The sequence below is a fragment of the Botrimarina sp. genome (assembly GCF_040219535.1).
GTDB lineage: Bacteria > Planctomycetota > Planctomycetia > Pirellulales > Lacipirellulaceae > Botrimarina.
Map to the genome: position 1 here is coordinate 107,340 of NZ_JAVJSH010000024.1, position 14,906 is coordinate 122,245.

General features: G+C 70.3%; 9 protein-coding genes. 2 read left to right on the forward strand and 7 right to left on the reverse strand.

Translation table 11 applies throughout. The annotated features are described in order from the left end of the window. Window positions 1-117 precede the first annotated feature (117 nt). From RIC11_RS14310 to RIC11_RS14325, 4 genes are all read right to left on the reverse strand, one after another. A complete protein-coding gene (locus RIC11_RS14310) occupies window positions 118-1,344 on the reverse strand; it encodes a hypothetical protein (RefSeq protein WP_350212449.1) in 1,227 nt (408 codons plus the stop codon). Between the two features lie 161 nt (window positions 1,345-1,505). Further along, the gene (locus RIC11_RS14315) at window positions 1,506-2,945 is read right to left on the reverse strand and encodes a hypothetical protein (protein WP_350212451.1); all 1,440 of its coding nucleotides are present in this window, start codon (window positions 2,943-2,945) and stop codon (window positions 1,506-1,508) included. Window positions 2,946-3,309: 364 nt separating this feature from the next. Continuing rightward, on the reverse strand, window positions 3,310-6,459 hold the full coding sequence (locus RIC11_RS14320; protein WP_350212453.1) for an efflux RND transporter permease subunit: 3,150 nt from the start codon (window positions 6,457-6,459) through the stop codon (window positions 3,310-3,312). 9 nt (window positions 6,460-6,468) lie between these two features. Continuing rightward, entirely contained in the window at window positions 6,469-7,659 is a 1,191-nt protein-coding gene (locus RIC11_RS14325) for an efflux RND transporter periplasmic adaptor subunit (protein ID WP_350212455.1), read from the reverse strand. A gap of 484 nt (window positions 7,660-8,143) precedes the next feature. On the opposite strand from RIC11_RS14325, the gene RIC11_RS14330 reads away from it, so the two are divergent. After that, complete coding sequence (locus tag RIC11_RS14330; RefSeq protein ID WP_350212457.1) at window positions 8,144-9,880, forward strand: efflux transporter outer membrane subunit; 1,737 nt, start codon at window positions 8,144-8,146, stop codon at window positions 9,878-9,880. A gap of 12 nt (window positions 9,881-9,892) precedes the next feature. Here the strand turns inward: RIC11_RS14330 and RIC11_RS14335 are convergent, their stop codons facing one another. After that, entirely contained in the window at window positions 9,893-10,858 is a 966-nt protein-coding gene (locus RIC11_RS14335; protein WP_350212459.1) for a DUF6807 domain-containing protein, read from the reverse strand. Between the two features lie 155 nt (window positions 10,859-11,013). On the opposite strand from RIC11_RS14335, the gene RIC11_RS14340 reads away from it, so the two are divergent. Beyond that, window positions 11,014-12,171 carry an AraC family transcriptional regulator gene (locus RIC11_RS14340; RefSeq protein WP_350212461.1) on the forward strand — a complete coding sequence of 386 codons (1,158 nt, stop codon included), beginning with the start codon at window positions 11,014-11,016 and terminating at the stop codon, window positions 12,169-12,171. A 12-nt stretch (window positions 12,172-12,183) separates the two neighbouring features. On the opposite strand, the gene RIC11_RS14345 is transcribed toward RIC11_RS14340, so the two are convergent. Together RIC11_RS14345 and RIC11_RS14350 are read right to left on the reverse strand one after the other, a co-directional pair. Continuing rightward, entirely contained in the window at window positions 12,184-13,455 is a 1,272-nt protein-coding gene (locus tag RIC11_RS14345; protein WP_350212463.1) for a tagaturonate epimerase family protein, read from the reverse strand. Then, a complete protein-coding gene (locus RIC11_RS14350; protein ID WP_350212465.1) occupies window positions 13,452-14,801 on the reverse strand; it encodes a hypothetical protein in 1,350 nt (449 codons plus the stop codon). Before RIC11_RS14350 ends, RIC11_RS14345 begins: the two co-directional genes overlap by 4 nt. Between the last annotated feature and the right edge of the window lie 105 nt (window positions 14,802-14,906).

Genomic DNA, 14,906 nt, shown 5'->3' on the forward strand with positions numbered 1-14,906 from the left:
TGCGGCTGTTGTCCATAGCGTCGCGTTTCGTCTGTCGGTTTGGGAGAAAAGCGGGGGCGGGCGGGGCGCCGCCCGCCCCCCGATTAACTGCTATCGCTCGTTCGCTTCGGCGCCCGCTCAGCCTCGCCGCCGGCGCGGCAGCGCGAGCAGCGCCGCGGCCGCCAGGCCGATAGCGGCCGGCTCGGGCACCGCGAACGACTGCACGAGCACGTTGTCGATCACGTAGTCGTAGTCGCCCGAGGAGTTGCGGAAGCCGAGGTAGTGGTACGTGTCGGCCGGCGGGCCGATCACGTTGAAGCCGGTGTCCGTGTCTTTGATCTCGTCGCGGAGGATCTCGACGCCGTCGACGAACGTGGCGACCTCGAGCAGGCCGTTCTCCAGCCGCGTGATCTCCATCGCCAGCTCGTGCGCGCCGAGCGACGCGATCACGCCGCCGGGGCCGTCGCTCGACGACGCGACCGTGCCGACGTCGCCGCCGTCGCCAAACTCGTCACGCACGCCGCTCCCTTCGAAGAAGCGGCCGTTGTTGCTCGTGCCGTTGATGTCCTCGACGTTGTACTCCCAGTTGATCCGCGAGTCGGCCGGGTCGCCCGCGGGGCCCAGCGGCAAGCGGGTGTAGATGCCCTTGTCCCCTTCAACGCCGACGGCGCTGTCGCCGCTGAACCAGTCGCCGTCGTCGGCGCCCCAGACGACGGTCGCGTCGTTCTTGCCCTCGTCGGCGGCCGTGCCGAGCTCGCCGTCGGTGTCTTCCCACAGGCCCCAGCGGATCTCGCCGGGGTTCGGCGCGGGGGTCGGGTTGTTCGATGCGCGCCAGAAACGCCAGTCGAGCGAGACCCGCACCATGTCGCCCGCCACCGGGCCGACCGAGACCGGCTGGTCGAACACGCCGACGAACGAGCTGCCGGTCCCCTTCGACTCGACGCCCAGCGCGTAGCCGCTGCCGAGCACCTGGCCGTCGGTCTCGGTGACGCCGTCCTCGGAGTCGGTGCGGCCGAGCGAGTCGTCGAAGATCTTCAGGTTCGGCTTCGGGTCGCCCGTGTTGCTGCTGGTGAACCCGCGCGTGGCCAGCCACACCATGCCCGATTGGGGGACCGCGCCGGGCTCGGGGGCGGTCACTTCGATGAGGTTCTTCATCGTGTTGAGCGTGTCGTCCTCGGGCGACTGGTTGAGGGTGTCGCTGAGGTTGAAGTCGGTGTCGTACACGGTGATCGCGCCGTCGTTGTTGCGGTCGCCGTCGCTGAAGTCGTCGAAGATCGACTGCACGAGGACTTGGCCCGGCGCGGCGGTCGCCAGCGCCGCCAGGGCGGCGAGCGACGGGAGGAACTTCACTAGCTGCAGACTCATGAGATCGGCCTCCTGCCTCGCCGCCGCGGTTGCTTTGGGCGACAAGGGCTTGGTGAGGAGAAAAGGGGGCGCCCCGGGGGCGCGTCAGCAAGGGGATCAGGACTCGGTTAACAAGGCGCTCTACGTGTTCCTTACGGTTTGCTTCCTACGGTTTGCTCCTTTCACTTCACGCGCCGACGCGTCGCGGCGCCGAGGCCGGCCGCCAGCGCCGCCAGCGCGACCGAGCCGGGCTCGGGCGTCGACTCGGCCGAGCCGCCGCCGAGCGACGCGCCGTAGTTCTGTGCCCACAGGTCGTAGCCGGCTTGGCTGCTGTCGGGCGACTGGCCGTCGCGCCACACGGTGTAGTCGGCCGCGTCGACGAGGCCGTCGTTGTTGTAGTCGCCGGCGAGGCCGGCGTTGCTGCCGTTGACTTCGACCATGAAGTTGTCGATCAGGAAGTCGAACTCGCTCGAGCCCGAGGTGGCGTTGCGCAGAGCAAAGTAGTCCCACGAGTCGCTCTGCGGCCCGCCCGTGCCGGGGATCGGGATGCCGCCGCTGGTGGCGTCCTCCAGGCCCTCGGTGCCCGTGAGCGACCAAGACTCGTTGGTCGCCAGGTCGGTGACCGTGAGCGTCGCGGTGATCGTGTCGCCGGGGGTCTCGATCGTGTCGCGCACGAGGGACAGCGACAGGTTGTAGACCTTGTCGTTGTCCAGCGTGACGAAGTCGTAGATCGGAGTGCCGAACGGGTCGGGGTTGAGGTTCTCTGGCGCGGCGATGGTGTGGGTGTCTTGCCCTTGCAGGATGCGGTCGGCCTGCAGCTCCTCGCGGATCCGCGAGCCGCCGCCGTTGCTCAGCACGGGGTTGCCGCCGAACACGCTGGCGGTCCAGCCGTTGTCGCCGTTGGAGCCGATGTCGTCGCCGGGGCCCTTGTCGCCGGTCAGGTCGCCCTCGAAGAAGCCGCCCTCTTCGCCCCAGACGGCGGGCGTGTCGTCGACGAAGCCGTCGTTGTCGAGGTCTTCTTGGCGGCCCGCGAACGGGTTGGTCATGCCGAGCTGGTTGTCGGTGTCTTGGAAGAGGCCGAAGCGCAGCTCGGGGCGGACCGGGTCGATCGTGGCGTTGGCGTTGGGCGCGTCGCGCCACAGGCGGTAGTCGAAGCTGACCTTGACCTCGTCGCCGGGCTCGGGGCCGAGTTCGATGCGGCGGTCGAAGAAGCCGGCCGCCTCGCTGCCGCCGCCGCGCGACTCCCAGCTCATCGCGTAGCCGCTGTCGATGGCCGGCAGGTTCAGCCCGGTCGGGCTGGTTTCTTGCATCGCGCCTTGCGTGTCGTCGACGATCCGGATGGTCGGCTTCGGCTCGCCGGTGCCCGCGTTGGGGTTGCTGCCGGTCGAGCCGCCGGTCCAGCCCCGGATCTGGAACCAGCGGATGCCGGTGTCGCTCGCGTCGAGGACCGAGGTGACCTCGGGGTTGGCGGGGCCGTCGCCGTTGGCGTCTTCCAGCCGAGCAGGGACGTACGTGTTCGGGAGCCCCATCGGCGGGGTCGGCCCGACATCGACGTCGGTCTCTTCGAGCGGGACGCCGTTGTTGTCGATGTCGGCGTCGCCGAAGCCGTCGAAGATCGCCACGGCGCCCAACGCCGAGGTTGAAGCAAAGCAAACGGCAAGCGCCGCCAGAGCGCCGTGGGCGCTCCGCTTGGGATGAACAGTCATGTTGCCCGACCTGTTGAGACGCGCGACGATCCGCAGGCAGTCGCCGTACGCAGGGTGCGGCTCGCCACTACGCGAGGAGTTGCTTGAAAAGATGCTAGCGAAGCGTCGCACGGGGCGGCCTCGCCAACAACCAACCTTAACCACTTATACCGGCGGCGCCACCAGAGGGCATTCCGAAAACTCGGCTTCCAAGTCCGATTTAGCGGAAGGCGAGATGTCGCTGCGCAGATGGCGATACCGCGCGGCGGCGCCCCGTCGCCCCGCCGCGCGGCGCACGCTATCAAGGGTCGCGTCGGAACGGCTCGAAGTACCACCGCTTGCACGCGACTGCCGCGCGGCGGAGGTCGTCCGCGGCGAGCAACGAGCACGGGATCAGGAAGAGCGTCACGATCGTGGCGAACATCACCCCGAACGCCAGCGACACCGCCATCGGGATCAAGAACTGCGCTTGCAGCGACCGGTCCATCAACAGCGGCAACAGGCCGACGAACGTGGTGACCGAGGTCAGCATGATCGGCCGGAAGCGCCGCGCGCCGGCGGCGAGTGCGGCGTCACGCAGCGTGTCGCCGCGTCGCAAGCGGCCGTTCACGTAGTCGACCATCACGAGCGTGTCGTTCACCGCCACGCCGGCCAGCGCGAGCATGCCGAACACCGACAGGTAGCTCGGCGTGATGCCCAGCCAGATGTGCCCGAGCAACGCGCCGATGATCGCGAACGGGACCGCCAGGACCACGAAGATCGGCTGCGTGAGCGACTTCAGCGCGACGGCCAGCAGGCCGTACAGCACGAACGCCAGGCCGCACGCGCCGAGGATCGTGGTGCGCTGCGCTTCGGCCGCGTCGGCGACATAACCCGTGTACTGGAAGGAGAACCCCTCCTGGCGGCACAGCTCGCGGATCCGCGGCGTGAGCTCCTCGGCGATGCCGAGCACGTCGACGGACTCGTCGACCGGCTGCGCGCCGATCCGCAGGATCTCGGCGCCGTCCTTCCGGTCGACGCTCGAGGGCGCCTTGGTGAACGCGATCTCGGCCACCGTCGCCAGCGGCACGTCCGCCCCGCGCGGCGTGCGGACCCGCAGGCGGTCGAGCGTGTGCAGCGACTCGCGCAGGGCGCGCGGCAGGCGGACCATCACGCGGATGTCGTCGACGCCGCGCTGCACACGCTGGGCCTCCTCGCCGAAGAACGCCTGGCGCACCTGCTCGGCGAGCAACTGCTGCGTGAGGCCGAGCTCGGCCGCGAGCGGCTTCAGGCGCAGCTCGAGCTCGTCTTGGCCGTAGTTGATGTTGGCCCAGGTCGAGCTGAAGCCCTCGTACTCTTGGAGCATCGCGCGGATCTGGCGGGCGACCTCCGCCTTCTCGGGCGACATCGGGCCGCGCAGCTCGATGTTGACGTCCTCGGCGTCGGTGTCGCGGTCGTTGCGGACGCTCGAGTCGGCGCGGATGCGGAACTCGGTCGCCTCGGGGATCGGGCCGACCAGCTCGGTCCAGCGCGCGACCAGTTCGCTGTTGCGCGGCCCCGGCTCGCTCCGCAGCGAGGGGGCGAGGACCTCGAACGAGATGCCGCCACGCGACTTGTCGAAGTCGCGCCAGAGCCGCTCTGCGCCGATGAGCTTCGAGATGTTCTGCACGAGCGGCTCGCCCGTGCCGGGGTCGACGTACTCCTTGCGGAGCTGCAGCACCGCGTCCTCGATCCGCTGCATGTAACGGGCGGTGACCGCCAGCGGCGTGTCGTCGGGCAGGTCGAGCGACGCGCTGATCCGCTGCCGGTCGATCGACGGGTACGCGATGAACTCCATGCGGCCGCTGAGGCAGTAGCCGGTCATCAGCAACGCCGCCGCGACGAACGCCGCCAGCACCGACGCGCGGAACCGCACCGCGAGCCCGAGCGTCGGCTGGTAGACCCGCTCGATGAAGCGCTCGAGCCCGTCGGCGATCGACGTCTGGAACGTGGTGAACGGGTTCGCCCGCGGCACGGGCCGCAGGTGCTTCAGGTGGGCCGGCAGGATCAGCTTCGACTCGATCAGCGAGAAAAGCAGCACCGGCGCGACGACCGGCGGCACCTGCGAGGCGAAGTCGCCCCAGGTCCCCTCGAAGAACAGCAGCGGCACGAAGGCGACGACCGTGGTCAGCGCGCCGAAGGTGACCGGCGTGGCGACCTCGTGGGTCCCCTCGATGGCCGCGTCGAGGGGGGCCAGGCCCTCTTTCATCTTCTGGTAGACGTTCTCGCCGGTGACGATCGCGTCGTCGACGACGATGCCGACCACGATGATGAACCCGAACAGGCTCATCACGTTGGCCGTGATCCCGAGCCACGGCATCAGCAGCACGCCGCCGGCGAAGCCGACCGGGATGCCGACCACGATCCAGAACGCCAGCGCGGGCCGCAGGAACAGGCCCAGCAGCAGCATCACCAGCACGCTGCCTTGCAGCAGCGACTGCACCAGCGTGCTGAGCCGCCCGCGGATCGAGATCGACTCGTCGTCCCACACGAACAGCTCGATCCCGTCGGGGAAGCGGGAGCGCGCGCCGGCCACGTACTCGCGGACGTTGTCGGAGATCTCGATCGCGCTCTCCCGGCCGGTGCGCATCACCTCGACGAACAGCGCGGGCTTGCCGTTGAACTCGACGATCTTCTCACCCTCTTCGAAGCCGTCGACGACCGTCGCGACGTCGCCCAGCAGCACGTCGGCGCCGTTCGCCGCGCGGATCGGCACCCGGCTGAATTCGCTCTTGGAAAAGGCCTGCCCGCGGGTGCGGACGATGAACGTGCCGCTCGCGCTGTCGATCGCGCCGGCCGGCAGGTCGATCGAGAACTGGCGGATCGCGTCGGCCAGGTCCTGGAAGCTCAGCCCGTAGGACTGCAACGCGGCCGGGTCGGCCTCGACGGCGATCTCGTAGGGCGTGTCCCCCTGCACCTGGGCGCGGCTCACGCCGGGCAGCGCGAGGATGTCTTCCTGCACGCGGCGGGCGACCTCGAGCAGCTCGCGCTGGCTGAGCTCGCCCGTCACCGCGACGCTCAGCACCTCGAACCAGTTCGAAGAGTCGGGGATCTGCACCCGCGGCCGCTCGGTCTCGTCGGGGAAGGTGTTGATCGTGTCGATGCGGGCCGTGACGTCGTCCATCAGCGCGCGCAGGTCGGTCCCGGGCTCGGCGCGGATGAACACGCGGGCCTCGCCGCGGCTGCCGTCGCCGTAGAGCTCGCTGATGCCCTCGACGCCCTCGAGCGCCTCTTCGACCGGGATGAGGATCGCGCGCTCGACGTCCTTCGCCGTGCCGCCCCGGTAGGCCATGTCGATCATGACCATCTCGAAGCTACGCTCGGGCGAGACCTCGAGCGGGATACGGAAGAAGGCCGTGTACGCGCCGGCGACCAGGATCGCCAGCATCAAGAAGTTGGCCGCGATGCCGTTGTTGGTGAACCAGCGGATCATACGGCCATCTCAGTTGGCGACGCCCGACGCGCCGGCGTCGGTGGACGATTGGGCGATCCCGGCGCCGCCTTCCGATTCGGCCGCGGGGCTCGCTTCCGGGATGATCTCGACGCGCGACCCCTCCGGCGTGTAGGGCATCGGCGTGGTGGCGAGCCACTTGCCCTCGGGGATCACCTCGGCCGGCACGACCACGTGCTCCGAATCGGACCAGACCGGCTCGATGTTCATCGACAAGAGCGTCTGGTCCGACCGGTCGACCAGCACGATCTTGTCCAGCTCCCGCACGGCGCCGCGCGGCAACGCGACCACGTTGTTGAGGGTCTGGCCCTCGATCGCCGCGGTCACGGGCTGCCCGATCCGCAGCGGCGGACGGCTCGTTTGCCGCCCGAACGGGTCGTCGACCCGCGCGATAGCGACGACGTCGCGCGAGTCGGCGTCAAGCACGCCCTCGGTCCGCACGATCTCGGCGTCCCACACGTGGTCGTTCGACCCGCCGATCGCGTCGCGCAGGGTCGCACGAACGGGCGGGTCGTCGGGGAACTCCGGCAGGTCGAGGTACCGGCGTTGCTCGCCAGAGATCGGCAGGCGGACCTCGGCGAAGTCGACGGCGAAGACCTCGCCCAGTGGCGAGTTGACCGCCGCGATCTGGCCCACCCCCACGAGGTTCGTCCGCACCCTGCCGTCGAACGGCGCGACGACCCGCGTCCGCTCCAGGTTCAGCTCGGCCTGCACCACGCGGGTCTTGGCCAACTCCACGTCGGCCTCGGCCTGCTCGCGCGTGGCGGACGCGCCGTCGACTTCGGCCTGCGAGACCGCGTTGTCCTCGATCAGCCGCAGCTTCCTCTCTTCGTTGAGCTCCGCAAGTTTCAGCGCCGATTGCGAAGCCGCGAGTTCCGACCGGGCGATCGACAACGCCGTCTGGTAGTCGCGCGGGTCGATCTCGACGAGCACCTCGCCGTCCGAAAAGTAAGCGCCGGTCAAGAACGAGGGGCTGACCCGCGCGACCTTGCCGGTGACTTCGGCGGCCAGCGTCACAGGGTTGTGCGCCTGCACGACCGCGTTGGTGCGGACCACGACCGGGTAGTCGGTCGCCTCGATCAGCTCGACCCGCGTACGCAGGAACACCTCTTTGGCGGCGGGCGGCGGCGGCTTGTCGATCTCGTCCGCTATCCACTCAAACCCGAACCAACCGGCCGCCAAAATCGCGCACGGAACCGCCGCACGCGCCAGAAATCCGGCGGAGCGAGCAATCCATGCGGAGGGCGTCGCCATAAGGGGAACACCCCGGCTGGTCGGCCGGGCGGCGGGCGAAGGGTCAGGCGGGGGGGGGGCGGTGGGCGAGGACGCGGGCCGCGGAGGGCGGGCCGCGGAGCACAGAGGCTCATTCTAACCCCACGAAGCGGCTGCGGGCGCCGGGCGCCGTCTTGCGGCGGCCCGTTAGTGGGCCGCTCCGGCCGGGTCCGGTTGTGCGGGTCTTGCCGGATTAAAGGGGCGAGGGGCCGTTCCGGCCACGCTAGTTGTCCGGGTTGCGCCAATCGGCTTGTACCAGTGGCGCCGGAATCAACGAAAAGATCGATGGCGCCGCGCCCGCAGGCCGCCCTGCCGCCGCTCCGAACCGACGCCGTTGATGACCCGATCCGAACCACCCCCAGCGTATCCGCGAGCGCGCCGCGGCGGCCGTCGCTTGCTAGCAGCTTGCCTGCTGGCCGCGGCCGGCTGCCTCGTGGCCGGCTGCACGAGCCCGCGGGAGTGGATCGCCAACGGCTTCAAGGTCGGCCCGAACTACTGCCCGCCGCCGGTGCAAGTCGCCGACGACTGGATCGATTCGGACGACAAACGGGTGCTCACCGACCCGGTCGAGCACCAGGCCTGGTGGACCGTGTTCGACGACCCGGTCCTCAGCGACCTCGTCGCCGAGGCGTACCGGCAGAACCTCACCCTCCGGGAGGCCGGCGCGCGGATCAGCGAGGCCCGCGCTCTGCGGCGGATCGCCGTCGGGAATTTCTTCCCCCAGCAGCAAGACTTCTCGGCGTCGTACACGCACAACCTGACGACCGGCCAGGGGTTCGACCGCCACTTCAGCGTGTGGCGGGGATCGTTCGCCCTCGCTTGGGAGATCGACTTCTGGGGCCGTTACCGCCGCGCCATCGAGGCGGCCGACGCGGACCTCGACGCGTCGGTCTTCGACTACGGCGACGTCGTCGTCACGCTGGTGGCCGACGTGGCCGCGACCTACCTCGACATCCGCACCCTCCAGACCCGCCTGCTGCTAGTGGCGCGGAATGTCGAGAACCAACGCAAGACCTACGAGCTCACCGAGAAGCGCCAGCGCGCCGGCGAGGCGAGCGAGGTCGACGTGCAGCAGGCCAAGTCGAGCCTCGCCCAGACCCAAGCCTTCGTGCCGCAGCTGGAGCTCGCCTTGCGGGTGACTCAGAACCAGCTTTGCGTGCTATTGGGGATCCCTCCCGAAGACCTGCTAGAGCGGCTCGGCGAGGGGGAGATCCCCGAGGTCGACCCCGAGATCGCCGTCGGCGTGCCCGCCGCGACGCTGATGCGCCGCCCCGACGTGCGCCGCGCCGAGCGCCTGCTAGCCACGCAGAGCGCGCTGATCGGCGTGGCCGAGTCGGAGCTGTACCCGCAGATCACACTGGTCGGCACGGTCGGACGCAGCGCGAACCAGTTCCAAGACTTGTTCCGCGGCGGGTCGGGCTTCGGCTCGGTCGGGCCCACGCTGAACTGGAACCTGCTGAACTACGGGCGCTTGCTCGGCGCCATCGAGTTGCAGCAGGCCCGCTTCGGGCAGCTGCTGGCGGCCTACCGGCAAACGGTGCTCGTGGCGAACCTCGAGGCAGAGAACGCGATCGCCGAATTCCTCCGCGCCCAAGAGCGGCTCGAGGCGCAGCTGGTCGCCGCCGAAGCGGCCGCGCGCACCAACGAGCTGATCACCCAGCTGTTCGAAGAAGGCGACGAGAACGCCGACTTCAACCGGGTGTTCAACGTGCAAAACTTCAAGACCCAACAGGAAGAATCCGCCGCGCTGGCCAAGGGGGCAGTCGCCCAGGGCGTGGTGGCGATTTATCGCGCCGTCGGCGGCGGGTGGCCCTCGCCGTACCTGGCCGCCGGGGCGCCGCCGGTCGCCGGCGAAGTGGTCCCGGCCGAGCCGGCCCAGCCGCCAGGCGACGAGCCGCCCGGCGACGACGCAACCGGCGACGACGCAACCGATGACGGTGCCCTCGGCGAAGAGCGCCTGCTCGAAGACGGAGCGCAGCTCGACGGCGGCCAGCCGATCACGCCCGAGCGAATCGATGTGGGGCCCGTCCCGCCGACCGACGGGCCGACCGACGGGCCGCTCAACGGGTCGCTCAACTTCCCCAGCGGCGTCGCGCCGGAGCTGCCCGCGCCCGAGGCGGGCGCCAACTAGCCGTTTGGTCGCTCAGGGCTCATCGGCGTACTCCCGGAAGCGCTCGGCGATCCACTCCGGTGTGCGGCGCCCGCTGTACAGCAGCACCCGGTAACGCAGCCGCACCCGCTCCCCCTCGTCGAACTCGGCGCCGCCGGCCGGCGCGTCGGCGCCTTCGGAGTAGGCCGCGACCCCGAACGGGTTCGCCGCGAACAGGCCGTAGGGCCGCACGTGCCAGCGCGGCTTGGGGTTGTAGCCGCTGGGGTGCGCGAAGATCGCGACGCCACACGCCTGACCATCGACCGGCCCCGAGTAGTCGGCCCACTCGGCCGGCTGGCCCCAAGCCGCCGCGTCGCGCAGGCCGGCGCTCGTGCGGATCCGGCCCCCCCGGCCCGCGTCGACCCGCATCGAGTCGGCCACCCGGATCGCGAACATCCCTTCCTTGGTGTCGCCGAAGCGGAGCGGCCCCTCGGGCGACCAGATATCGACGAAGAAGTCCATCGTCCGCGTGTCGCCGTGGGCGCGGAACTCGATGAGCCGTTGGTCGTGCGCGACAGGCTTGCCCTCGGGGTCTAGCCAGTCGTTGCGCGTGCCAACGGTGGCCACCTCGCCGGTCGAGTCGGCGCGGACCAGCTCGCTGCGCCGGACCGTGCCGATCGGCAGCGGGCGTTGGCGATCGGTTTCGGGCTCGTGCCAGAAGTCGACGCCGTTGACCCCCTCGTAACCGATCCACATCGAGCGGTGGTGCACGTGGTCGTCGGTCCCGTGGGGTGCCGGCGGCTGCAGGGGGTAGTCGCGCGTGACTCCAACCTCGCCGGGCCCCACAACGGGCCACAACACGGGCCGCGTTCCGGATCGGAACAGGTAACTGGCGAACGGGGCGCCGTCGGCACGGACGGTCACGCCGCTGTCGCCGGCGAGCACTGTCACGACGTCGGCCGCGCAGCGGGACGCCGCGGTCGCCGCGGCGACCGCGGCGAGTAGTCGGAGGATAGCCATAAGCGTCAGGATCGCATGAAGCCGGTACGCAGAACTCGGACATGTCCTAAAAGCAGGCCTGCCCGCCATCGGCAGGGGGCGCCGAGGCCTCAAGATAGGGGGCGCCTCCGAGCCCTGCCAACCTCGCCCGCTCGAGGCCCCTCACGCCGCTCGCCATGGACCGCGTCGAAGAGATCGCCTTTGCCTTCCCGCGCGGCACCCACCAGGAGGTCTTTATCGAGGGGGTGCTCCGCTTCGCCCGCGAAGCGGGCCGCGACTGGTCCTACCTGACCGCCCCGGAGACCCTCTCCCTGTCGGTGTTGGACCTGATCGGCTGGCCCGGCGACGGAGTGCTTGCCGCGCTGAACAAGCCCGCCGAGGTCGAGGTCGCCGCGCGCCTGAAGCCGCCGGTGGTCAACATCTCTAGCGCGCTAGCCACGCCGAGCGTGCCGACGTCGGTCGTCGACAACGAGGCGATCGGGCGGCTGGCGGCCCAGCACCTGCTGGCGAAGGGCTTCAGGACGTGCGCGTTCTACGGCCTGGAGTCGGTCCGCTACTCGGCCGACCGCCAACGCGGCTTCGAGCAGGCCCTCGCGGCGGCCGACGCGCCGTGCGCGAGCTTCCACGCGGCGCCGACCTTCGGCCTCGAAGGGAGCGGCTGGATGAAGCAGCACGAAGCGCTCGCCGAATGGCTCGCCGAGCTCCCCGACTGCTGCGGGCTGATGGCCGTGTCCGACTACCGGGCCCGGCAGGCGCTCGACGCGTGCCGCCGGATCGGCCGGCGGGTGCCGGACGGGCTGGCCGTGGTGGGCGTCGACAACGAGCAGGTCATCTGCGAGCACTCCAACCCGCCGCTGAGCAGCGTGTCGCGCAACGACGAGCTGGAGGGCTACCGCGCGGCCGCGCTGCTCGACGCGCTCATGCGCGGCCAAGCGACCGACCGCCAGCCGCCGCCGGTGGCGCCCATCGAGGTCGTCGAGCGGGCGTCGACCGCGACCTACGCGGTGCTCGACTCCCGCCTGCGCGCGGCCATGCAGTACCTGCACGAGAACCTCGGCGACCCGATCACCGTCGACGAGCTGACCGAGCACGCGGGCGTGTCGCGGCGGTGGCTCGAGTACGCGTTCCGCGAGGCGGTTGGCGAGACGCCCTACCAGTACCTGCGCCGGCAGCGGCTGATGTCCGCGAAGCGTTGGCTCGCGGAGGACCGTTCGCTGAAGGTCTACGAGGTCGCGCGCCGATGCGGGTTCACGTCGGCCAAGCAACTGGCCGCCGCTTTCCAGCAGGAGTTCGGCCTCAGCCCGCGCGAGTGGCGCGGCGCCCAGACGCGGTAGCGGGGGCGTGGCTCAGCCAGCGCGCAGCGGCCGCAGGTGCCGCACGAAGTGGTCGCGGAGCAGCTCGCGGTGCGTGTCGGGGTTCGCGTCGAGCACGCCGCGGACGGCGGGCCCCAGCTCCGGATCGGTCACCACCGAACCGAACGTGCAGTGCAACACCTGCCGGCCCGGCGCGGTGAAGCCGACCCCCTCGGGCGTGTCTTCCCAGCGCTGCAGGTAGTGCTTCTCTAGCTCCAACGGGTCGCTCTCCTGGTCGGTCGGCGGGCAATCGGCGAGGGTCGCGGACACGTGGTAGGTGGCTTTGTCGTTGTCGTAGTGGTCCCTCGAGAAGTCGACGACGCGGCGGAACAGCTCCGGCTCGCACCGCGCGACGACCCGCAGCGCCTCGAGGTAGCTGGTGCCGGCGGTCTTCACGTGGAAGCGTCCGTCGGTCGCTCGGGCGAGCGCGCCGTACATCGAGAGCTTGTCCGAGCCGCTGTGCAGCGACAGCTTGTAGGGGCCCAGCTCGCGCGCGATCTCGGCGTGGACCCGCAGCGACTCCTTCAGCGCGGCCAGGTCGCCCTTGAAGTCGACCCCCTTCTCGAAGTCGCCGATGAACCGCGGCGCGAGGCTCACCAGCGACACGCCGGCCCGGTGGAGCTGGTCGGCGATCACGTAGTGCTCGGCGTAGGTGGTCGGCTCCTCGGTCTCGTCGACGCTCAGCTCGATCTCGCACGGGCGCCCCTGGGCGGCGGCCTCGCCCTGCACGAAGCGGCCCAGCTCGATCGCGGCGTTGATCGCATGGCCGTACTTCACCGCCGCGCGGACGAGCGTCGGCTCGTCGAGGGTGAACTCGGCGGAGCCCAGCCGCACCGTCCGCCCTTGGTAGGTGTTGACCCAGGGGGCCTCGTCCTTGCAGAGCGCGAAGCGCTCCTCGAGCTCCGCCTTGGAGTAACGGTCGGCCTTCTGGTCGACGTGCTCCGACGGGTCGAGCGTGAAGAACACGAAGCCGGCGGACATCGTGCGGCGCACGTCGTCCGGGGTCTTCAGGTGGTCCGCGTCGGCCGACCAAGGGTCGGAGAATCCCTCGGCGGAGAGCACCTCCGTGGCGGCCGCCATCACCTCGCCGGGCGTGCGGCTGGTGCGGGTCATCTCTCGGATCGACTGCTGGGCGAAGATGCCGCGGATCGGGCCGCCCGCTTCGCGCAGCGCAGCCAGGTGGCCGGGCGTGGCGGAGCCGAGGCGGTCGCCGAAGCCGAAGCTGGGCTCGACGCCGAGCGTCGTGGGGGCGAGCAGGGTCGTCATGATTCGCGTCGCGACAGGAAGTTGGTGAAGTTCTTTTCGAGCAGCAGCCCGACGTCGCGGCGCACCTCCCCTTCGGTCGTGCGCCAGCCGGTCGCCGCCAGGTCGGCGTACTTGTCGACCAGCACGTCGGCGATCAGCTCGCGGCTGTGCCGCCACTTGTAGACCAGCTGCTCCAGCACCCGCGCGTCGGAGTGCTGCGGCACGAAGCTCAGGCCCAGCAGCTCGACCCGCATGCGCGTGATCTCGTCGACCAGCGACGGGTTGTTGAGGAACCACCAGCAGCCGAACACCATCAGGTTGCCGAACTTGCGGGCGGCGACCGCCAGCGCGTGCTGGTTCTCGCGCGCGAGCATCGTGCAGAGGAAGCGGTTGCCCGGGAAGTCGCGCGCCAGGCGGACCACGCTCGACACGTCCGACTGGCCGACCATGTCGCCCGCGTCGCGCAGCTCCGGGTTCACCCGCAGCTCCGAGCCGATCATCATCGCGAACGGCAGGCCCCGCTCGGCGAGCACCGGCAGCACGACCTCGCTCAGCACGCGGCTTCCGTCGCGGCCGTCGTCGGCCCCCTCGTAGCGGAAGCCGGGCGGGAGGCTGACGGCGCCGTAGAGCGCGTCGACGCGGTCGATCCAGTCGCCGAGGAACCGCTTCGCCGAGTCGACGCCCGACTGGTCGAGCCGCTCCCCGGCCGGGTAGCCCCACTCGCTGAGCTTGGCGGCCGCGGCGGGCCAGTCACGGACGAGCGGGTCGAACCGCAGCACGCCTGCGAAGCGCGGGTCGGCGCCGACCTTCTCGTCCTCGAGCCAGCGCTGGCGTTCGTTGTCGTCGAACACCGCGTTGGTCATCGTGATGCGGTTCACGCCGGCCAGCTCCATGACCCGGTCGATGTGCTCATCGAGCGGCTGCTGGGCGAACCACTTGCGGTACCCCTTCAGGTCGCGATCGGCCGGGTCGAGCCCGAAGGCCTGGAGCGTCGTCAGCACGCCGCGGCACGACTCGCTGATCGGCGACCGCTCGAGGAACAGGTGGCGCCAGATGTGGTCCGCCTGCTCGCTCTTGGTCATCCGCCAGAAGTCCGCGTACGGCAGCTCGCTCGGCGTGGCGACGCGGAACACCTCGGCGACCAGGTAGTGGTAGGTCAGCAGCTCGTCGATGCCCCACAGCAAGAGCCCCCGCGGGTCCGCCGAGTGCTTCGCGCCGCCCAGCGGGCTGCCGAAGGCCGGCGGGTACAGGTGCGTGTGCAGGTCCCACACGCTCTGGTCGGCGACCGCGTCGCGGACGAGCGTCTCGACCGCTTCGCGCTCTTCGAGTCGGACCTTCGACCTTCGCACTTTCTGCACTGTCGACATCGCGATTCGCAGGGGGGTTGGGCTGCAGGGGGTGGGCTGCAGGGGGTGGGCTGCAGAGCGTCGCCCGAACAGGCGCCGCGCCTACCGACTTTAGCCGGTCGCGCG